Origin of the sequence: Microvirga aerophila (genome assembly GCF_003332305.1) — a bacterium.
GTDB classification, from domain to species: Bacteria; Pseudomonadota; Alphaproteobacteria; order Rhizobiales; family Beijerinckiaceae; genus Microvirga; species Microvirga aerophila.
Genome location: NZ_QOIO01000063.1, coordinates 1 through 20,577 on the forward strand (window position 1 = coordinate 1; position 20,577 = coordinate 20,577).

Here is a 20,577-nt window from a genome sequence, read left to right on the forward strand (position 1 = left end):
AAGCTGATGCCCGGCATGCCGGTGGAGGGCTTCATCCAGACCGGATCGCGCACCGTCCTGTCCTACCTCACCAAACCCCTCGCCGACCACATCACCAGAGCCTTCCGAGAAGAATAAAACCAAAAGGGCGCCCTGGTGCAGGACGCCCTCTCGTGACGAGGATTGCCAGAAGCGTTACTCGCCGCCGCTCATTGCAGACCGAATGACGTTGTCGGCTGCCAGATCACCGGGCGCATAGCCCATCAGCTCGGCAAGCCGTGTGCGGGCGCGGTTGACGCGGCTCTTGATGGTGCCGACGGCGGTTCCGCAGATGGCGGCCGTCTCTTCGTAGGACAGCCCCTCGGCGCCCACCAGAAGCAGGGCCTCGCGCTGTTCGGGCACGAGACGCTCAAGCGCCGCGCGCAGATCCTGAACGTGCAGGTTGTCCATCTGATCGGGCACGGTCTTCAACTGGGCCGCATAAGCGCCGTCGCTGTCCTCGACCTCGCGCGCCCGCTTGCGGTGCTCGGAGAAGAACGAGTTGCGCAGGATCGTGAAAAGCCATGCGTTGAGGTTCGTCCCGGACTGGAAGCTGTTGTGCTTGCTCCAGGCTCTCAGAACCGTGTCCTGCACCAGATCGTCGGCGCGCGTGGAGTTTCCGGTCAGCGACAGGGCGAAGGCGCGCAGGTTGGGAAGCGCTTTGAGGATGCCTTCCCGAAAGGCCGGTTCAACGGCTTCTCCCTTGGCCGCGAGAGCCTCTTCAAGCTGCTCGATCAGTTCCCTTAGCTCGTCCGGCAGATGTGCTGTGCCGGTTTCCTCGTAGAGGGCCTTCAGGTGCCGTCCGAGATGGCCCTGAATGTCTGGTCCAAGCATGGGTTGCGGCTCGGTCCCGGGAACCGGGATACGCATGGACGGGTTGCCAAGGGCAGAGGCGGCGCGATGTGTCATGGCGTCTTTATGTTTGGGGAGGGTGAGGGGTGATGTTTTTCAACGCCAAGCTCACGCCATGGTTCCAAACATAATCCACTTCCTGGTTAGTATTCCCACTCCGCGCCGACGCCCACAGCTGTACTGCCGCTGGCTCCCACCTCACCCTGCACGCGAATCCGCCGCGTTACGTCGATATTGACCGAAACACCGCTCTGCTCCGTGGATGCTCCGGCTTTGACGCCCACGCTAACGCGGTCGCTGATGGCGCGGGATACGCCGATCGCAGGCCCGCCGTCCGCCCCCAGTGAAATGTCGAGATCATCCACTCCCAGCGAACGGCGCAGGCTCTCAAAGACGCCATCCCCTCCGCCGCCGGAGAACTGGGCTGCGACCTGAGCCAACTGCAAAGCTTGGGTCGCCGACAACCCTCCCGAGGCCTTCGAGAAGAGAATTCTGGACAGGACTTCGTCCTGCGGAAGGTCCGGGTCCGACGAGAAGGCGAATTGGGGCTCTGCGGCCGGGCCGGTCACGCTGATCCGGGCTGTCACGTCGGCGGCGCGGGTTTCCGCCACGAAGTCGAGTTCGGGCGTCAGATTGCCTGTGAAGGTGAGCCGTCCGCGGGTGAAGTCGAGACGGTTGCCGATGATGGCCAGCCGACCCCGGCGCAAATCGAACGCCCCGATGGCGACCGGATCCCGCATCATTCCGGTCAGGCGCAGGTCGCCGCCAAGCTCTGCGTCGATGCCGCGCCCGCGCACGAAGATCCGGCTTGGAGCTGAAATGGTCAGATCGAGAGTGGCGTCGAACGGCGGCGCCTGCTGGGCGCTGGCGCGCGCCCTTGCCTCCTGGGCAAGGCGCGCCGCCACGATCGGCGGCGGCCGAACATGTCGGGTTCCTTCGATGGGACGCACCGTTGCAGGAAGCCGTTCGGGAACGGTCACGTCCATGGAGGTGATTGTGACCTGGCCGCCGATCCGAGGGCTCCGCGCCAGCGGCCCGGAAAGAGCGAGCGCCAGATCCGCAGTGGTCGTCACGAGGCTGTTGGACACCAGCTCGGCTCTTTGGCCCGTGATGCGAATGTCGCCGGGAAAGCCAGCCGCCGGATCGATGGTGATGCGGCCATTCGCGCTGATCGTGCCGCCGTTGCGGGTCGAGGCTGCCAGGCGCTCGATCGAGATATCCCGCCCGCGGGCAATAAGACGACCTTGGATGTTGTCGAGACGCACACCCTGCAGAACATCGCGGAAGCTGCCTCCCGACAGGGTCAGCGTTCCGTTGACGGCCGGCTCCGCCACGGTGCCGCCGACCCGGACATCCACGGCAGCGGCGCCGGAGACTTGCCGTCCCGCGGCCGACAGAACCCTGTTAGCGATGCCAAGGTCGAGGCGTCCACGCGCCGCCAGATCAAGGGCGCCTGTGCTGCTCAGGGGCACCGTGCCGGTCGCTCGCAACGTGCCGGCCCGCCCAAGATCCAGGGTTCCGTCAAGGGTGGTCGATCCGCCTCCAAGCCGGCCCTGCGCGGAAATATCCGCAGGCGGCACGCCGGCGTTTCGCGTCTGTGGAGCCGCAAAGCGGGAGATGCGGACGCGCCAATCGCCCGTCGGCGCGGCTGTGGTGCCGCCGATTTGCGCGCTGGCTTCAAGGGTGCCGGACAAGCCGGTTCCCGGAACCAGAATATCGACAGCCGACAGGGGGACGGCCTGGGCGGACAGGCGCAGGTCGAGGGAGGATCCGGCGCGGCCGTCGACGGAAACGGTCCCCTGTTCGATCGCAACCGTAAGCTGGCGCACCGCCACCTCGCCATTGGCGAACGTCAGGGTGGAAGGCCTCGCAAGCGCAATCTGACGCCTGTCGCGACGAGCAGTGAACGCGGTGAGATCAAAGCGGATCGGCGCTTCCGGAATCAGCCGGCCCCGCGCCTCGAGACTGAATCCGCGGGCCTGCGCCGTAAGCGCAACATCGCTCGCAGCCGAGGTGCCGGTCGAGTTGAACCTCACTTGAGAGAACGTCTCGCCCGCAACCGTCGCCCTGTCCACGGCAACGGCCGCGTCGATGACGGGCTTTGCATAGATGTCGGCAGCGGACACGCGGGCGTCCAATCGCTCGACCGAGATATCCGCGAACCTGATCTGAGCGCCGCGCGCCTCAATCTGCGCACTCTGCCGTCCATCGGTGGCGCTCAAGCCGATATTGGCGTTCAGGTCTCCTGACATCTTGGTCAGCACCAGTGGCGACAGATCGTCGAGATCGCGGGCATCGACGGCAAGGCGGCCCGTCGCCAGGTTGGCGGCATCCAGGGACGCGTTGCCGCTCACGGCGACCGACCCGATCCTCAGATCCAGCGGATCAAGGACCCATCCTCCGTCGGAGCGTTTGACCAAGTGGACATTGCCGGCGGCGGGCTTCCTGTCGATGTCCCCGGAAAGCGTCGCGCGCAGGTCGAGCAACCCTGTGAGATCCGTGGCCTGGGCGTCCAGGCTCAGGCGCGGGATGGGACGTCCGAGAGCGGTCGCGTCGGTCAGGCTCGCACGGAACGTTGCATTCGGAGCATCAAGCGTCCCAGTGAGCTGTGCGAGGATCTCGCCCCTGCCGGTCAGGCGGCGGTCGGCGCGCCGGAGGTCCGGAAGGTTGACGTTTGTTTCAAGCGCAAGGGTATTGGGCATTGCATCCCCGTTGAGACTGACGCTGGCATGAGAGCCCGCAAGGCGAAGATCCTGAAGGCCCAGTCCCCCGTTGGGCAACATGCGGACCGTGCCCGACAGGCCAAGCCGGCCGTCTGCGAGACCGTCGATTGCAGCAATGCCCGTGGAGAAGCGGGACGCCGTTCCGTCGAGCCGCGCCACCATCGGGCCATTGGACAGAAGCCCCTGGATTTGCGCGTCGAAGTCCAGCGAGCCCCTCAGACGCAGGGCAGCCACACCGCCGAACCGCGACAGGTCGGATGCGCGCACGGTGAGCCGCCCCGCGGCGGTGGGCGTGCCGAGCAGACCCGCATAAGTCGCGTTGATCGACGGCGTCGAAAGGCGCGCCGTCTCGATCTCGGTCACGCCATCCGGCGCGGCGGTGCCGCGAACCACAAGAGTCAGCTCGTCGCCGACAGCTCGTGCGAGCGCCGGGTCCGTTAGGGCGACGCCGCTCGCCTTCGCGTCAACCACCAGTGCGACGCGGCTCGACGCATCCGACAGAACACCGTTGGGAGTGGCCGAGAATGAGGCGGTGAGGTTCGCGAACCGGCCCGCCGGCAACCGCACATCCTCCGCCTGAAGATTTCCGGCAACCCGGGGACCCGCAAGAGGGCCCGAGACGGAGCCGTCGAAAACGAGGGTGCGAATTTCCGCCACGCCCGCAACGGTGCGGCCCTGGTTCGTCGGCACTGCACGGGCGGAAATCTTGAGGTCTGCGTTTCGGTCGGCCGAAAGAGCCCCTGAAGCGTCGAGCCTCGCCGTTTGCGACACGACGGCGAGCTGTGAAATGTTCACCGCGCCGTCATCGGCAAACGCCGTATCGGCGGTCAGTTGCGTGGTTCCCGCGAAGACAGGCGCGACGATGGACGGCAGGAGACCTTCGATGCGGGCGTTCAGGTTGAGGCCAAGGCGCCTGGCGGAGCCTTCCCGGCGGACGGTCGCGCCTCCCGTGGCCCCGATGGTGTCGCCGGCATTGAAGGTGAGTTGCGCCGTGAAGGCGTCGAGCTGACCGTTGCCGGACAGGTCGAGCCTGACCGGCGGCAGGCCGGGAATGTTCGCAGCCCGCGCAAGAATGCCGCCAGCCGGCTCATCGAGGGCAAACGTGAGATTGAGCCTCTCGGATGCGTAGGTCAATCTCGCCAGGATCGTTCCGGGCGCATCCAGGCGACGGGCGTCGAAACGCAGGTTCAGTCCTTCGGCCGGATTGCCAAGGGTTGCAGCGCCGGTCGCCGCCAGGCGCGCGGCAACGCCCAGGATCGGCTCCCCGAGGTCGAGTTCCCGGAGCGCAAAGTCGGTGATCTGCACTTTCACCGGCAGTTCGGGCAAAAGCGGCTGGTCCGCGCCCGGAACGGCTTCATCGGCCGGAATGGGCTTGCGCAGAACCTCCATCCTGCCGACTTCAAGTTTGTCGATTTCGAGTCGACGCGACAGCAGCGCGAGGCGACGCCAGACGATCCGCGCCTGGTCGAGCCTGAACCACACGCCGTCCTTGTCCGAGATCGTGATGTCCCGAATAGTCGCGTCCGACGACAGCGCTCCGTCCACGGCTCCCACGGATACCCGCGTCGAAGGAGTCGAAAGCGCGCGGGAAATGATGTCGGCCAAAAACCCCTTGTCCTCTTCGGCACCCCGCGTTCCCAACGTGAAGGACAGCAGGATCACGCCTGTCAGAAGGAGCAGGATCGGGATCAGGAAGCGACGCATGATGATCATCAGAATGCCTGTCCAATGCTCACGTAGAGCGAGACCGGTTTGTCGCCGGGCCGTCGGTTGAGGGGAGCCGCGACGTCGAGGCGGATGGGACCGATGGCCGTGTAGTACCGAAGCCCTAACCCTGCCGCGACGCGGATGTCATCGTTGAAATCCGGAAAGCTCGATTCGAACGCGCCGCCCGCATCGACGAACGGGACGACGCCGATGGTGTCGGTTACCTTGATGCGTGCCTCGAGGGAGGCTTCCAACAGCGAGGTGCCGCCGACCACGATGCCGAACGGGCCGGTCGGACCGATGCTGCGGTAACGGAAGCCGCGCACGGATCCGCCGCCGCCGGCGAAGAAGCGGAAGTTGGCGGGAATCTCGTCGAGGTCGGCTCCCACGATGGATCCAAGGCCGACGCGGCCGGCCAGGATGTATCGCGAATCCTCATCAAGGGAATAATAGGCCGACGCGGTTGCCTCGCCGACCGTCATGCCGACGGTCGAGCCAAGGAATTCCGGATATGGCGTCACGCTTGCGTTGATGCGCATGCCCCGCGTGGGATCGAGTGGACGGTCCGTCGAGTCGTAGGACAGGGACGCGGGAGTTCCCACGACCAGATAATCGATCTGCCCCAGCACGTCGCTCGTTTGCCCTTTCTGAACCTGCAGGCCCCCCTGGATCGAGAACGTGCTGCTGAACCGATGGCGGAGGAAGGCCGTCCCGTCGACGAGGCGGCTCGTGTATCCGCCGAAGCGGTCGCCGCCTGTCCGATCGCGCTCGGCAAGACCATCGATCAGGAGATCGTTCCGACTGCCCCCGAGGGCAGGCTTGAGGAAGCTGATCCTGAATCGTCCGCCAATATCGGAGGGTTCGAGGTCGCCAATCCGCTTGATTTGGGTGCCGTCGTTGCGAGGAGCCAGGAAGATGTCGGATTCGAGCCGCAGGCGCTCGGCGCCTCCGAAGAGGTTACGGTGCTCCCAGTAGCCATGCAGGGCAGGGCCGTCGATGGTGGAATAGCGTGCGGAGAAGCCCACGACCCGGGGCAATCTCTCGGTGACGTCCACGAAAATTGGCAGGCGGCCGTATTCGTCGAGGGTTTCGGCCTCCCGGATCCGCACCGAGCTCAAAGCCTGGATGGTGCCGACCGATTTGCGCGTATCCGCTAAGGCGGCAGGCGAGTAGGGATCTCCCGGTTCGAGATAGATGAATGACCGCACCACGGCCGGATCGACATTCTGCGTCCCGGAGACTGTGATGCTCCCGATCGGCGCGATGGGGCCGGGATCGACCGAATAGGACACATCCATCACCTGCGCCGGGTGATAGACCACGGGATCGATGGCCACGCCCTTGGCCAGTGGCCTGGATTGGGCGCGGAAATAATCCACCATGCGGGCTTGGGCGGCTCTCAGATCCGCCGCCCGCGCCGGATCTCCCGGCTCGAGCTTGACGACCCTCGGGGGAAGCTCCTGAGCCGTGAAGGGACGCCGCGAGCGAGCGTCCGAAACCCGAATGTCGCGCAGTTCGAACAAGGGGCCCGTTACCACCCTGACCTGGATCGGCACTGCCGCCTGGGCACGGAACCGCTCCGCGGCTCGGCTGGCAGCCGTGGGATTGTCCTGGATTCTGAGGGTCGAGCCTCCGATGTCGAAATCCAGGGTGGCGTTGTAATATCCGAGCCCCCATAGGGCATCGAGAAGAGGACCGAAATCGGCTTGGGCCCGGCGCACGAGCGACTCGCCGTCCGGGGGCGCGTCCGTCCGGAGCCTGTAGAGGCTCGATGTGTCCTGCAACGTCCGTTCGATGGATTTGCCGTCCCCCGTGACGTCGAAAGTCACAGCGTAGGGAAGGGCGGTTGGCGAGGGTGCAGGAGGATTATCCTTGGATCCAAACAGGCCGAAGAAGTCGAAGGCCTGCGCTTCGACACTTGCAAAGCCCCCTGTGCATACAAGGCAAGCTGAAAGAAGGGCGGCTTTGCGCCAGGGGAACAATCGCATTCGATACTCCAGACGCGACAAACAGCGGCATCAATGCGGAAATTTTGTGATTGTGGCGCGCGGCCTTGTGTAACCTCGGCCGGCAATACGATGGAAGGCGAGTGAGAGCAAATTGAGGCCAAGCCTTCTCGGTTTTCGCTTCGGCCGGTGTTTCGGTCGACCCCGTATGCGGATAAGTGTAAAGTCTCACCTTGCGGGGCTTGAGCAGTATCATTTGTCGACACGGGCTCAGGAGGAGAGCTGTTCTTGGATTGGGATAAGATCAGGTTATTCTATGAAGTCGCCGAGGCGGGAAGCTTCACCCGCGCCGGCGAGAATCTCGGATTGAACCAATCCTCGATCAGCCGGCATATCAGCGCCCTCGAACACGATTTGAAGGTGCCTCTCTTCCACCGCCATGCGCGCGGGCTCATCCTGACCGAGCATGGTGAGATTCTGTTTCGGACGGCGCGCGACATGCTCATGCGGATCGAGGCGACCCGGAGCCGGCTCGACGAGACGAGCGAATTACCGGCCGGAAACCTGAAGGTGACTGCAACCGTCGGCATCGGGGCCATCTGGCTCGCCAAGCGGGTATCGGAATTTCTCGGTGTTTATCCGGATGTGCGCATCCAGCTCATCGTCACTAACGAGGAACTGGATCTCGCCATGCGGGAGGCCGACATCGCGATCCGCCTGCGCCGACCATCCCAGCCGGATTTGATTCAACGGCGTCTCTTCACGGTTCATTACCACGCTTATGCGGCGCGCTCCTATATCGAGCGCTTCGGCGAGCCGACCAGCCTGGAGGATCTCGACAAACATCGCATCGTCTGCCTCGGTGGGCACCAGCCGGCCTTCATCCTGGCCGTTCATCAGCTTTCCACCATGGGACGAGATCCCAAGGATCCTCGTCCAGGGCGGTTCGTGGTTAACGACAGTTTGGCCCTTCGCGTTGCCATCGAGTCGGGAGCCGGCATAGGAATGGCACCGGCCTACTCGATGGAGGGAAATCCTCTGGTGAGCCGGGTGCTGCGCGATATTGAGACGCCGACCCTGGATAGCTATATGGTCTATCCGGAGGAGCTGAGGTCGGTCGCCCGTGTACAGGTGTTCCGAGACTTCCTCGTCGCGAAAGCGCAGCGCTGGGATCATTAGCGCGTCGTAGGGGCAGAGAATCTGCCCCTTTGTTGCACGATGCGTTAGGTTTTCCGGGTTGCCAGGAAGAACCGAAGCATTTCCCGTGTCGCGTCCGGACCGCGCGGATCCGTATAGGATCCGGAAGGGCTACCTCCCGACCACGCATGACCGGCGCCATGGACGGCCCATTGCTCAAAGATGATAGTGCCGTTCGAGTCGGCGTGCGTGGTGCGGCTGTATGCATGTCCGCCAGGCGCCGAACCCTGCTCGGTCATGATCAGCAGATCCTTGTCGAAGGCGTCGACCGAAGCTGCCAGCACTTGGTCGCCGTTGCGCGGGTGGACCGTTTTGTCGCTGTCACCGTGAAAAACGATTGTTGGGATCACGGTCTTCCCCTGACCATGGCTGAATTGGCACATTGGCGCGACGGCGCTGCCGCCCTGCCGCATGGCCGTCAGCGCGGATGGAAGATCCCGAGCCGCCCCGCAGGCAAGTCCGGAATGGACGCCGATTGCCGCATAGAGATCCGGATACGTGGCCCCCATGATCGCCGCTGCGGCGCCTCCGGCCGAAAGACCGGCGACATAAACCCGCTGCGGGTCGATGGAATACTCGCCCATCACCTGCCGGGTAATGCCCGCAATCAGCGACGGCTCGCCCTGATCCCGGTTCTGATCGGCGGCATTGAACCAGTTCCAGCACTTCGAGTGATTGGCGGAGGTCGCCTGCTCCGGATAGATCACGAAGCAATCCTGTTCCTCAGCCAGCATATTCATGCGAGTGCCGGCGGCGAAATCGTCCGGCGACTGGGTGCAGCCATGGAGCATGACGACGAGAGGAAGGGCCTGCCCCTGATATCCGCTGGGAACATAGAGCTTGAAGCCGCGAGTGCCGGCTTGATTGCTGAAGGACTTGCTGAGGTACTGGCCTTTGTCGGGCGCAATATCCGACGGACTTGCCGGCGAGCGTCCGGTCAGGCCGTCCAGGCTGCTCAGGCCGCCCAGGTCCGGCATGCCTTGTCCGGATTTCATCTGCTTCATCCAGCGGCCAAGGGTATCTTTCATCGATCCCAATGAGGCCGCATGCAACGGATCGGATTGATCCGAACCTCCACCGCTCTTTTTCGCCCGCTCAGTCCTTGGGGGAAGGCGCACCGTATCGGCCTCAGGAGCGTGACCTGGCGAAGATGCCGAGCTCGTTTGACCGCCCAGCAGGCCCTGTAGCATGCTCGTCGCTTCGTTGATCCGGCCTGCGCGCGTGAGGCGCGTCGCCTCGAGAATGTTTTGGTGCAAGTTCGTTTTCATGAAAATAGCTTTCTGATGATGAGTTGATGAAAGAAAATCTCGTGGTTGGTCAGCGCATGCGATCGCTCAGCACCGCCCTGACGGCCGGACTGGCATGCAACGCCCCGAGGACTTCGACCGATGCGATCGTGGCGCGGGCCAGTGCCGGCGTGACGTCGTCTGCAATGCGGGCGAGTCCTAGCACCCTGATGTGAACCATCTCTCCGGCGGCCTGAGCCGCCTCGAGGTCCTGGCGGCTGTAGTGACGCAGGCCGAGCTCGACGCTCTTTCGCGAGACGGACTGCTTGGTGACATCGGCATGACGCTCAACTTGGTTGCGGATGGCCGTGCGGATGAAGTCGGTCCGGTTCGAGTAGAGACCCTCCTGCACCAAGAGGTCGATGTGTCCCAGATCGACAAAGCCGAGGTTGACCGTAATTTTTTCGGTATCGGTGCCCTTAAGGCGCACCACCTGTCCTGTGCTCATTGTAACCGACCATCCTATTACCATCCCGTTGGATGGTATATGGAGGGTATTACCATTTCCCGCAAGGGGTAACGCCAGGATCCAATTCGTCTGAATCTTCGAAGCTGACCTCTAACTCGGCGCTATACGAGATGTTCAAACAGCCCGTAAGGCTGCTAAATCGACTCTCGAAACCAGTCGCGCCCCTTAATCTGCTCCTTTGGAAGACCGAAAGATTTCCATGAACAGCCGCCATCAGCGACAGGTGCGAGGGATCGCTCGACCCCGGCGGCTCGTGCCTCTTCGGGAAATCCGCCTGAATTCAGGCCTTGTGCTCGCGGCCTTTCTGCTCACCCATTTCGGCAATCATGCCCTTGGGCTGTTCTCTGTCCAGGTCATGGAAGACATGCGCCAAGTGCTTAATCTGGTCTGGCGCAATCCCCTTGGCACGTTCCTGCTCTACGGCTCCCTGTTCGTGCACTTCATCCTGGCCCTGGAGGCTCTTTTCAAACGTCAAACGTTGCGCATGCCGTTCAAGGAGGCCGCGCAGCTGGTCCTCGGGCTGTCGATCCCGTTTCTGCTCGTCCCGCATGTGGTCGGAACACGGGTGGAGTTCTCACTGACGGGTCACGACAGCGGATATCCCGACGTCATTCGGGGCTTCTGGATCATCTCCCCGGCAAATGGGGCGAAGCAGGCGCTTGCTCTGGTGATCGCTTGGCTGCATGTGTGCCTGGGCGTTTATTTCTGGCTCCGGGCGAAGCACTGGTTCGGACGTTATGCGATCCTGCTCTACACGATCGCGCTGCTGGTCCCCGTTCTGGCGCTGCTGGGGTTCGCCGAAGCCGGCAAGGAGATTGCATCCGATCCTGAGCGTTTCGTTCCGGCTCCCGGCCCGGCGGAGGCCCAGGAGATGCTGGCCGGGATCAGGCTTGCCTTCTACGCAGCCTTTGCGGCCTTGATCGGTACAGCGCTGACGGCGCGCGGGATCAGGGCCTACAAGAACCTGTCGACGAATATCCGAATTACCTATCCGGGCGCCCAGACGGTGACGATCCCGCAGGGCTTCAGCATCCTTGAGGGAAGCCGGCTCGTTGGAATTCCCCATCAATCCGCCTGCGGAGGCCGAGGCCGCTGCTCCACCTGTCGCGTTCGCGTCGTGAAAGGTCTCGATGGCCAACCGCCGCCATCGCCGCAGGAACTTGCAACTCTCAACCGGATCAAGGCCGATCCGGACATCCGACTCGCCTGCCAATTGAGGCCCGCCCATGATCTCAGCGTCGTGCCGGTTCTGTCGGTCGGCCGCGCGCGAATGTTGGACCTTGTGACCAGCAATCAGGTCGCCAGCGGGAGGGAGCGGGAGCTCGCGGTGTTGTTCTGTGATTTGCGGGGCTTCACGCGGCTGACGGAGCATCAGCTTCCGTTCGACACTGTGTTCATCCTGAACCGTTACTTCGAGGTGGTCGGTCAGGCGGTCGAGGAGGCCGGCGGGCACCTCGACAAATTCATCGGCGATGGAGCTTTGGCGCTTTTCGGACTGACGACGACGCCTGAGAGCGCATCCCGGCACGCCTTTGAGGCTGCGTTGCGCATCATCGAAGGTGTGGAGCGCCTGAACGATGCGTTCGCCAGCGAGCTCGACCACCCGTTGCGGGTCGTGGTGGGCTTGCATGCGGGCGCAGCCGTCGTGGGCGACATGGGATACGGGCAGGCGCGGGGCCTGACGGCGGTCGGCGACACGATCAACGCCGCAAGCAGGCTCGAGAACCTCGCCAAGGAGCTGAGTGCGGAACTCGTCATCTCCGATGAAGTGGCCCGGAGAGCCCGCCTCGACCTATCGGGCTGCGAGAGGCGGACAGTCGCCGTCCGGGGCCGCGCTGCGCCAATCGATGCGTGGATCGTTCTGCGAGCGGAAGCTCTGTCCGAGTGAATTTGCACGCCGCGACTGAACGGCATCAGTCTCTTGGAACATCCTGAACCTTCTCCGGTTCTCTCATTACGAGCGGAGCAGTAAGGATATGACCCGATGGAGATGATGGCCCGGTTCGGCTACGGTGCGCGTGGGGCTGTCTATTGTCTCGTCGGCGGCCTTGCGCTTCTGGCGGCGCTCGGTTCGGGCGGCCAAACCGGCGGCAGTCGCAGCGCTCTCCAGACTCTTTTGGCTCAACCCTTCGGCAAGGCGTGGCTCACGGTCATCTCCATCGGTCTGTTCGGCTTTGCTCTCTGGCGCATCGTCGAGGCGTTGACCGATGCAGATCACCGGGGAACGGAGTGGAAGGCCCTCGGCGTCAGGGCCGCCCATCTGGTGAGCGGCGGCATCTATGCAAGTCTTGCACTGTTCGCACTAAATCTCGCCTATGGCTCGCGCCAGGGTGGCGGCGGCGAAGACCAGGCGGCGCAGGATTGGACCGCGTGGCTTCTTTCGCAGCCATTCGGCCAATGGCTGGTTGGCGCTATTGGGATCGCGGTTGCGTTGACGGGCGCCGGCTTCATCTGGAAGGGGTGGCGCGGCAATGTCGCCGATCGGCTTGCGCTTCCAGCCCAAACCCATCGCTGGGCTGTCTTGCTCGGCCGGTTCGGTTTTGCGGCTCGCGGCGTCGTGTTCATCCTAATCGGCGGCTTCCTGTTCCTGGCGGCGCTGCATGGAAACTCATCCGAGGTGCATGGCCTTGGAGGCGCCTTGCAGAGTCTCCAATCACAATCCTATGGCTGGCTGCTTCTTGGGATGACCGCGGCGGGGCTTGTGGCATTCGGGTTGTTCGGCTTGGTCCAGGCCCGCTACCGCCACCTCGACGCGCCGGACATGGGAGACGCAAGGGCTGCGGTCGCGCAGGGCAAGGCAGCGGTTGTTCAAGGGATGAAAACGTTTCAATAAGCCGGAATGAAGGTAGCGATCGGCACAGCGAGTTGGAGCATTCCGAAGGCCGATGCAGCGCATTTTCCGGTCCACGGCAGTCATCTGGAGCGGTACGCGCAGACGTTTGACGGCGTTGAAATCAACACCTCTTTCTACCGCCCCCACCAGAGATCCACCTATGAGCGCTGGGCGGCGGCCGTTCCGGCGAATTTTCAGTTCGCCGTCAAGATACCGAAAACCATCACTCACGAGCGCCGCCTCATAGGGACGGCGGATCTTCTTGAGCGCTTCTTGTCGGAGGTCGATGGACTGGGACCGAAGCTCGGTCCGTTGCTCGTTCAACTTCCACCAAATCTCGCATTCACCACCGAGGCCGCCGGCTCCTTCCTGCAGGACCTCCGCGAACGGTTTTCCGGGGAATTGGTATGCGAGCCGCGCCATCTGAGCTGGTTTACTTCCGACGTGGATCTCCTCATGGAGAGGCTGAGAATCGGCCGCGTGGCGGCTGACCCTCACCCCATCGCGGGATCAGACAAGCCGGGCGGATGGCTCGGTCTTGTCTAATACCGGCTTCATGGCTCTCCGCGCATGTATTATTCTGCCTATGCCGAAGAAGCTCTCGACGAGTGGGCGCGGGAGATCAGAGCCCATGCGGTGCGCGGCGCGAGGGTATGGTGCATCTTCGACAACACGGCGGCCTTTGCGGCCACCGGCGATGCTTTGACGATGACCCGGTTGGCGGAACAGCCCTAGGGCTGCCATTCGCCACGAACGCTTCAGAGATAGGCGATCATGCGGCCAGCCAGCAGCGTGATGATCCATGCAACCAGCGAGACCACCGCATAGGCTCGCGCATCCGGCGGGAGTTTGTCTTTGCGCAGGGACCCTCCAAGGCGCATGTGAAACAGGATGACGTTCAAGAGCCCCAGGGCGATGAAGGACAGCTTCACGTAGAAAGCCGGGTTGACGCCGAGCGCCCGCGCTTCCGCAGCCAGCAGGATCAGCCCAGTCGGGATTTGCAGCGCGATTCCCGACGCGGCGATGGGCAGCGCATAGCGGCCCACCTGCCACGCGTTACGTCCATGCTCGGCTAGGACCTTGAAGTCGAATACTGCGATACCGCCCACCACGAAGGCTGATCCCAGCACATGCAGAAGGTTCGCGATGGTAAAGGTCCAGGCCGAATGCCGCGCCGCGTGGCCGACCCATGAATGTTCCAGTGCGGCCAGCAGCTCGAGATACATCTGCGGTCTAGCGCAGCTCGAAGGTCTTGCCGCCGACCACGATGCGCTCGGCCCTCAGCTCATTGTCGACCCTCGTCGAAGGATAGCCCTCGACCGCGACCGTGGTGCCCGGCTTGATCATGTCGGGCTCGAGGCCTCTGGCGGTCATGCGGAAAGGAGGAGCCAGAACGGCGTCCCAGGCCTTCTGGCCCTGATTGACCACGAGCGTCACATGCGGATTCTGCCAGTCGACCCGCTGGACCGCGCTCGTGACCGTGAACTTCTTCGCCGCATCGTAGCTTCCCCACCCATGATGAGCGAAGGCGCCGCCGCCGAGAAGAAACAGGCTAAAGAGACTCAGGCCGAGTAAAGGGTATCTCATGAGGGCAAGATCCTGCGCAGTGACCCGGGAGCCGCTAGTTTGGACTGAAACCGACGGCCGTCAAGAAGCTGGGCTTCACGTGTTCGTAAGCTCAAGCTTCTGGGGATCACACCGGATAAGACGGACGAACGAATTCCTCTTCAAATTCGTTGATCGAAGGGGCTATGCTGGCTATCGCTGCGCGAGGAATGCGAGGACGTCGCCATGAGCTCACCGATTGTCATTGCCGTTGCGATCACCGGCTCCGTGCCGCGCAAGAAGGATAATCCGGCGGTTCCGATCACGCCGTCCGAGCAGATCGAGTCGACGCAGCAGGCCTATGAGGCGGGCGCAAGCCTCGTCCACATCCACGTGCGCAATGACGACGAAACATCCTCGTCTGATCCAGAGCGCTTCGCGTTGGTGCAGGAGGGCATCGCCCGACACTGTCCGGGCATGATCATCCAGTTTTCGACCGGGGGTCGCGGGCGCGATCCGAGCCAGCGCGGCAGCGCCTTGTATCACAGGCCCGACATGGCCTCCCTCTCGACGGGCTCGGTCAATTTCCCGACCATCGTCTATGAGAACCACACGACGCTCGTCGAGGATCTCGCGTCCAAGATGAAGCAGTTCGATGTGCGGCCCGAGATCGAGATCTTCGATTTGTCGCACCTGCATGGGGCAAAGCGCCTGATTGAGAAAGGGCTCATGGACGAGCGTCCGCATGTGCAATTCGTGATGGGCGTTCAGAACGCGCTGCCTGCGGAGGAGCATCTGCTCGACACGCTTCTGGGGGAACTCAGGCGCGTTCTGCCCGATGCGACCTGGACGGCCGCCGGCATCGGGCGGCATCAGGCGAGCGTGATGGATTGGGCGCTTGCACGCGGCGCCGACGCCGTGCGCACCGGGCTGGAAGACAACATCCGCGTTGCGAAGGACCGGCTGGCGTCGAGCAATGCCGAACTGGTCGAATACGCGGTTCTGGCCATCGAACGGCATGGGAGACGGGCCGCGACCCCCGCAGAAGCTCGCACTCTTCTGCGGCTGAGACCGGCTTCAGCCTTGTCTCAAGCCAGCTGAGGTGACCGGAAACCTATAGGCCCTCCCGCCCGGATGGAGCACCAAGATCCAGAATCGGTCCCTTCGGCACGATGCCGGTCGGGTTGATGGCGCGGTGGCTTTCATAATAATGGCTTTTGATGTGGAGCATGTCGACGGTCTCGGCAATGCCCGGCGTCTGGTACAAGTCCCGGAGATAGCCAGAAAGATTGGGATAGTCTGCAATCCTGCGGAGATTGCACTTGAAGTGTCCCACATAGACTGGATCGAAACGGATCAGCGTCGTGAACAGGCGCCAGTCAGCCTCTGTCTGCCGGTCACCCAGGAGATAACGCTGCGATGCAAGGCGTTCCTCGAGCCAGTCCAGGGTGTCGAAGAGGGGCGTGACCGCTTCCTCATAGGCTTCCTGCGTCGTGGCGAAGCCTGCTCGATAGACGCCGTTGTTCACCGTGTCGTAAATGCGTGTGTTCAGCGTGTCGATCTCGTCCCGCAGGCTTTCCGGATAGAAGTCGCCCGGCAGGGCTCCACGCTCGTCGAAGGCCTGGTTGAACATGCGGATGATCTCTGACGACTCGTTGTTGACGATCGTCTCCCGCTCCTTGTCCCACAGGACCGGCACGGTCACCTTGCCCGAGTAGTCAGGGTCAGCCGCCGTATAGACCTGATGCAGGTAGCGTGCCTCATGGAGCGGATCCGGGACAACGCCCGGTCCCTCCTCGAACGTCCAGCCATGCTCCAGCATGCGCCAGTGGACGACCGAAAGGCTGATCATGTCCGTCAGCCCCTTCAGCTTGCGGAAGATCAGCGTGCGATGGGCCCAGGGACAGGCAAGCGATACATAAAGATGATAACGGCCTGCCTCGGCCTCGAAGCCGCCTTCGCCCGCGGGCCCTGGCGATCCGTCCGCCGTGATCCAGTTGCGGAAGGCCGACCTATTGCGCACGAAGCGTCCGCCTGTGCTCTTCGTATCGAGCGGCTGATCGTGCCAGACGCCGTGAATGAGGAGTCCCATGCCGTCTCCTGTGCTGCTGCCGTGCGGGTGAACTTCTTCACCGGGCCGGATGTTTCGCTCCGCTTATATGGGTTCGAGCATATGGGGCGCAGGGGCGGCCTGAACAGTCGCCATCGGCCCATGGAGGAGCGCCGGCTGGAGCCTGCGCGTTGCCGCGAAGACGGAAATTTCGTTGGCCTCCCGGAACGGACGCGGTTATTCCCATCCTTCACCGCGTTCGCAAGAACCATGCGGGCGGCATCCAGTTTCTACGAAGGCAATGGGTACGACGATGGCACCGACGGCTAAGGTCCTTCTTCTCGGTTCGGGCGAACTCGGCAAGGAGTTCGCGATTTCGGCCAAGCGCTACGGGTGCCATGTGGTCGCCTGCGACAGCTACGAGAGGGCGCCTGCCATGCAGGTTTCCGACGAGGCTGAAGTGTTCTCGATGCTCGATGCCGATGCTTTGAGGGCCGTCATCGAGAAGCACCGGCCCGATTACATCGTACCCGAGGTCGAGGCGATCCGGACGGAGGTCCTACAGGAATTCGAAGACAAGGGTTATGCCGTCGTCCCGTCCGCGCGGGCTACCTTCATGACCATGAACCGGGATCGGATCAGGGAGGTCGCCGCAGCCGACCTTGGCCTGCGCACCTCCAAGTACCGATATGCCGAGAGCCTCGACGAGGTTCGCGCCGCCGCGCAGCACACCGGCTTTCCGTGCGTGATCAAGCCGGTCATGTCCTCCTCCGGCAAGGGGCAGAGCAATGCCCATTCCATGGACGAGCTGGAAAAGTCCTGGACCTACGCGGTCGCGAACATGCGCGGCGACCGCAAGAAGGTGATCGTCGAGGAGTTCGTCCCGTTCGAGTACGAAATCACCCTTCTGACGGTCCGCACCCGCGACGGGGTGATCTTCTGCGAGCCGATCGGCCATCGTCAGGAGCGCGGCGATTATCAGGAATCCTGGCAGCCGGTGCCGATGCCGGATACCCTGCTGGCCGACGCACAGGCCATGGCCGAGAAGGTTGTCGACAATCTGGGCGGATACGGGATTTTCGGCGTCGAGTTCTTCGTCACGCGGGACGCGGTGATCTTCTCCGAGCTCTCGCCCCGCCCTCATGACACCGGAATGGTGACCCTCATCTCGCAGAACCTTTCCGAATTCGACCTTCATGCCCGGGCGATCCTGGGCCTGCCGATCCCGCAGGTCAGGCTCAACGGCCCATCCGCCTCGGCGGTCATTCTCGCCGACCGCGACGCGGAGCGGTTTTCCATAAAGGGGTTGAGCGAGGCCCTTCGCCAAGGCCCTGAGACCGGGGAGGTGGATGTGCGCATCTTCGGCAAGCCCACGACCCGGCCCTACAGGCGCATGGGGGTGGCGCTGGCAACCGCCGATACGGTCGAAAAGGCCCGGGAGCATGCCCGCAAAGCCGCCGAGTGCGTGCGGATCGAGTACTTGAGTTAACGTGATCGATCAGGTCTTATCGGGTCGAAACGCGGCTACATGGAAAGGTGGTTCATGACCTCGATCTTCAAGGGAATCTGGTCTCGCCTGACCGGCGGCGGGGAAGGGGAGGGTGCGCAGGAACCTCCGATGGAGGCCATCGAGTACAAGGGATACCGCATTCGACCTGCGCCCTATCCGGCAAAAGGACAATTCCAGACCGCCGGCGTCATCGAGAAGGATTTCGACACGGGTATGAAGGAACACCGGTTCATCCGCGCCGAGACGCATGCGAGCAAGGACGATGCCGGGGCCTTCGCAATCGCCAAGGCCAAGCAGATCATCGACGAGCAGGGGGACCGGATCTTCGCCTGACCGCCGCCCCTGCCACGCTGATGGCCGCGTAAACCTATTTCTTGGCCTCTTCAATGAGTCGAGCAAGGCGCTGGAGGGCGAGCTGGTAGCCTTGAGTGCCGAAGCCGGCGATCACTCCCGAGGCGACCAAAGACACGTATGAATGGTGCCGGAAGGACTCGCGCTTGTGCACGTTCGAGATGTGCACTTCGATGATAGGGAATTCACAGGTGTTCAGGGCGTCCAGGATGGCGACCGACGTATGCGTGAACGCGGCCGGGTTGATGACGATGCCGCCGGCCCGTTCCCGAGCCTTATGGATCCAATCGATGATCTGGTGCTCGGCATTGCTCTGGTGAAACGCAATCTCGAGGCCCAGCTCCTGCCCGACACGCCTGCAATCGGCCTCAACGTCGGCAAGGGTTTCATAGCCGTAGATCGCCGGCTGGCGCTTTCCCAGAAGATTTAGGTTGGGACCGTTCAGGACGTAGACAAGGCGGCTCATTGAGGCGTTCCTGCTGCTGCTTTCACGCATTCCATACATCAAACGGGGTGTGCCGGGATACTCGCCTATGAGGAGATAGTGCATCGTCAAGGCTTGAAAGCGCTCGCGACAGGAGGGAACCAAGCCTCAGCGTTGCGCGTCAAACCATTGGATGACCGAGATTGTACACAACAATCCGGCCGTCACCACAGCCATTGGCGAACGCCCTCATGTCGCTTAGCACGCTTCTCATTGCTCTTGTGCTTATCTTCATCATCGCCACCGTTCCGGTGTGGCCCTACAGCCGAAGCTGGGGCATCGGGCCGAGCGGAGCGTTCAGCCTGCTGCTGGTGGTTCTGATCGGCCTCCTGGTCATGAGCTGACGGTCGCGACATCGCTTCAGGTAAGGTTTCGCCCAGCCGCGCCCATGCGGCACGAATGTGCTCCCGCCAACAAAACGCTCGTCAAATGACGAAGAAGTCTGCAGCCGCGATCTTGAGGTTCTTGCTGATGGTGGCGAACTGGACCGCAGCACCGCCGCCTGAGCCGTCGGCGTCGTAGAACAAAGCGCCCTTCTTCTTGTCGTAGATCACGTAGTCGTTGGCATCCTTTGCCTTTGTGCCCGCAACAAAGAAGGCCTTGCTCAGCTTGCCTGGTTTCGATTCGGAGCCTTTTCCGATTTTCTTGAACACGGCGTTGTCGAGATAAAGGGAATCGTCCTTGACGTTGAAGTCGGAAATTTTGTCGAGGTTCGTCGTCTTGTTCGGCTTTGTCGCGAACACGAACACATCCCGCCCGTCCTCGCCGAAGAGCGTGTCGTTCCCAAGACCGCCGTTCAGCCTGTCGTCCCCGGCTCCTCCTCGAATGACGTTCTTGCCGGAATTGCCCATTATGACATTGTTGAGAGCATTACCGGTCAGGGCCACGTTGGCCTTTCCGGTCGCCGTCATATTCACCATGTCGTCGGCAAGGGTCGCGCCGGTCGACGTTATGACAGTGCCTGGAGGCGGGGGCACAGAAGGGTTGGGAGCGGTATCGTCCAAGACCCTGAAGCTGGTCCGCCAACCCCGCGCCTCGAGCTCATCGACCGCGTAGGTGCGCTCGTTTCCAGCCTTGTCGATCACATACACGCTCAGAACCGAATAGGTTCCCGCATCTGTCGAGGATGAAAGGGTCCACTCCAACGAGGAGCGGCCGTCGCCGAAGGAATCCGCGCGATCGTCGAAGTAGATCGTATCGCTTACCCAGCTCAATCCATCGGGCCCGATCTGGCTGACGGTGTCACTGAGCCACACCTGAACGGACTGCACACCGTCACCACTGTCGGTCGCGCCGACCGTGAGGGTGACGGCCCTGTTGTTGCCTCTTAGGTAAATCACCGGAGGAAGATTCAGGGACGTGAGAGTAGGCGCTGTCGTGTCAGTCATGGCTCGTCGGTCCGGTCTAAACGGCAGAGCGCCATGCTAGACGCGTTGGCGCCGGCCCCGCCACGGGCGAAGGTCTGAGGGGAGAAAGTTCAAGGCTGCGAAGCCGTCCGACTTTGGTCCGTTCCTCTGTGAATCCTTGACGCCGCATGCCCTGACGTCGGGTCAAAGTCACGTTCAAGCGCAAAGGTTTCGAAACGAAAATACCCTTGGCTGAGTGA

Annotated in this window: 17 protein-coding genes and 1 pseudogene; 8 read left to right on the forward strand and 10 right to left on the reverse strand. The window is 62.8% G+C overall.

What is annotated here, in order from left to right; genetic code table 11:
• Positions 1–174 precede the first annotated feature (174 nt).
• The 3 genes from DRB19_RS24615 to DRB19_RS24625 all read right to left on the reverse strand — a co-directional run bounded on the left by DRB19_RS24615 (position 175) and on the right by DRB19_RS24625 (position 7,288).
• The gene (locus DRB19_RS24615; RefSeq protein ID WP_373867394.1) at positions 175–927 is read right to left on the reverse strand and encodes a NepR family anti-sigma factor; all 753 of its coding nucleotides are present in this window, start codon (positions 925–927) and stop codon (positions 175–177) included.
• An 86-nt stretch (positions 928–1,013) separates the two neighbouring features.
• Complete coding sequence (locus DRB19_RS24620) at positions 1,014–5,306, reverse strand: translocation/assembly module TamB domain-containing protein (RefSeq protein WP_114188663.1); 4,293 nt, start codon at positions 5,304–5,306, stop codon at positions 1,014–1,016.
• Complete coding sequence (locus tag DRB19_RS24625) at positions 5,306–7,288, reverse strand: autotransporter assembly complex protein TamA (RefSeq protein WP_114188664.1); 1,983 nt, start codon at positions 7,286–7,288, stop codon at positions 5,306–5,308. The genes DRB19_RS24620 and DRB19_RS24625 overlap by 1 nt, the downstream gene beginning before the upstream one ends.
• Before the next feature lie 246 nt (positions 7,289–7,534).
• Between DRB19_RS24625 and DRB19_RS24630 the strand changes: the two genes are divergently transcribed.
• Complete coding sequence (locus DRB19_RS24630; RefSeq protein WP_114188665.1) at positions 7,535–8,425, forward strand: LysR family transcriptional regulator; 891 nt, start codon at positions 7,535–7,537, stop codon at positions 8,423–8,425.
• A gap of 44 nt (positions 8,426–8,469) precedes the next feature.
• Here DRB19_RS24630 and DRB19_RS24635 read toward each other — a convergent pair whose 3' ends face one another.
• Positions 8,470–9,438, reverse strand: coding sequence for an extracellular catalytic domain type 1 short-chain-length polyhydroxyalkanoate depolymerase (locus DRB19_RS24635; protein ID WP_308494332.1), 969 nt, complete (start codon positions 9,436–9,438; stop codon positions 8,470–8,472).
• 322 nt (positions 9,439–9,760) lie between these two features.
• Positions 9,761–10,177 carry a CopG family transcriptional regulator gene (locus DRB19_RS24640; RefSeq protein ID WP_114188667.1) on the reverse strand — a complete coding sequence of 139 codons (417 nt, stop codon included), beginning with the start codon at positions 10,175–10,177 and terminating at the stop codon, positions 9,761–9,763.
• A gap of 220 nt (positions 10,178–10,397) precedes the next feature.
• Between DRB19_RS24640 and DRB19_RS24645 the strand changes: the two genes are divergently transcribed.
• The 3 genes and pseudogenes from DRB19_RS24645 (at position 10,398) to DRB19_RS24655 (ending at position 13,766) form a co-directional block, all read left to right on the forward strand.
• The gene (locus tag DRB19_RS24645; protein WP_114188668.1) at positions 10,398–12,086 is read left to right on the forward strand and encodes an adenylate/guanylate cyclase domain-containing protein; all 1,689 of its coding nucleotides are present in this window, start codon (positions 10,398–10,400) and stop codon (positions 12,084–12,086) included.
• Positions 12,087–12,182: 96 nt separating this feature from the next.
• Positions 12,183–13,031: a DUF1206 domain-containing protein gene (locus tag DRB19_RS24650; protein ID WP_114188669.1), complete on the forward strand. Its 849-nt coding sequence runs from the start codon at positions 12,183–12,185 to the stop codon at positions 13,029–13,031.
• 6 nt (positions 13,032–13,037) lie between these two features.
• Positions 13,038–13,766, forward strand: a pseudogene (locus DRB19_RS24655) (DUF72 domain-containing protein).
• A 23-nt stretch (positions 13,767–13,789) separates the two neighbouring features.
• Here DRB19_RS24655 and DRB19_RS24660 read toward each other — a convergent pair.
• Complete coding sequence (locus DRB19_RS24660; protein ID WP_114188670.1) at positions 13,790–14,257, reverse strand: hypothetical protein; 468 nt, start codon at positions 14,255–14,257, stop codon at positions 13,790–13,792.
• Between the two features lie 7 nt (positions 14,258–14,264).
• A complete protein-coding gene (locus DRB19_RS24665) occupies positions 14,265–14,618 on the reverse strand; it encodes a DUF6152 family protein (RefSeq protein ID WP_114188671.1) in 354 nt (117 codons plus the stop codon).
• A gap of 204 nt (positions 14,619–14,822) precedes the next feature.
• Here DRB19_RS24665 and DRB19_RS24670 point away from each other — a divergent pair, with 204 nt between their 5' ends.
• Positions 14,823–15,677 carry a 3-oxoadipate:acetyl-CoA acetyltransferase gene (locus DRB19_RS24670; RefSeq protein WP_114188672.1) on the forward strand — a complete coding sequence of 285 codons (855 nt, stop codon included), beginning with the start codon at positions 14,823–14,825 and terminating at the stop codon, positions 15,675–15,677.
• 13 nt (positions 15,678–15,690) lie between these two features.
• On the opposite strand, the gene DRB19_RS24675 is transcribed toward DRB19_RS24670, so the two are convergent.
• Positions 15,691–16,668 carry a glutathione S-transferase family protein gene (locus DRB19_RS24675; RefSeq protein WP_114188673.1) on the reverse strand — a complete coding sequence of 326 codons (978 nt, stop codon included), beginning with the start codon at positions 16,666–16,668 and terminating at the stop codon, positions 15,691–15,693.
• A 271-nt stretch (positions 16,669–16,939) separates the two neighbouring features.
• On the opposite strand from DRB19_RS24675, the gene purT reads away from it, so the two are divergent.
• A complete protein-coding gene (gene purT / locus DRB19_RS24685; protein WP_114188675.1) occupies positions 16,940–18,115 on the forward strand; it encodes a formate-dependent phosphoribosylglycinamide formyltransferase in 1,176 nt (391 codons plus the stop codon).
• Positions 18,116–18,169: 54 nt separating this feature from the next.
• The gene (locus DRB19_RS24690) at positions 18,170–18,469 is read left to right on the forward strand and encodes an HlyU family transcriptional regulator (protein WP_114188676.1); all 300 of its coding nucleotides are present in this window, start codon (positions 18,170–18,172) and stop codon (positions 18,467–18,469) included.
• Positions 18,470–18,503: 34 nt separating this feature from the next.
• Here DRB19_RS24690 and aroQ read toward each other — a convergent pair whose 3' ends face one another.
• A complete protein-coding gene (aroQ, locus tag DRB19_RS24695) occupies positions 18,504–18,953 on the reverse strand; it encodes a type II 3-dehydroquinate dehydratase (RefSeq protein ID WP_114188677.1) in 450 nt (149 codons plus the stop codon).
• A 209-nt stretch (positions 18,954–19,162) separates the two neighbouring features.
• Here aroQ and DRB19_RS24700 point away from each other — a divergent pair, with 209 nt between their 5' ends.
• A complete protein-coding gene (locus DRB19_RS24700; RefSeq protein ID WP_114188685.1) occupies positions 19,163–19,315 on the forward strand; it encodes a DUF3309 family protein in 153 nt (50 codons plus the stop codon).
• Between the two features lie 81 nt (positions 19,316–19,396).
• Here the strand turns inward: DRB19_RS24700 and DRB19_RS24705 are convergent, their stop codons facing one another.
• A complete protein-coding gene (locus DRB19_RS24705; protein ID WP_114188678.1) occupies positions 19,397–20,359 on the reverse strand; it encodes a calcium-binding protein in 963 nt (320 codons plus the stop codon).
• Positions 20,360–20,577 lie beyond the last annotated feature (218 nt).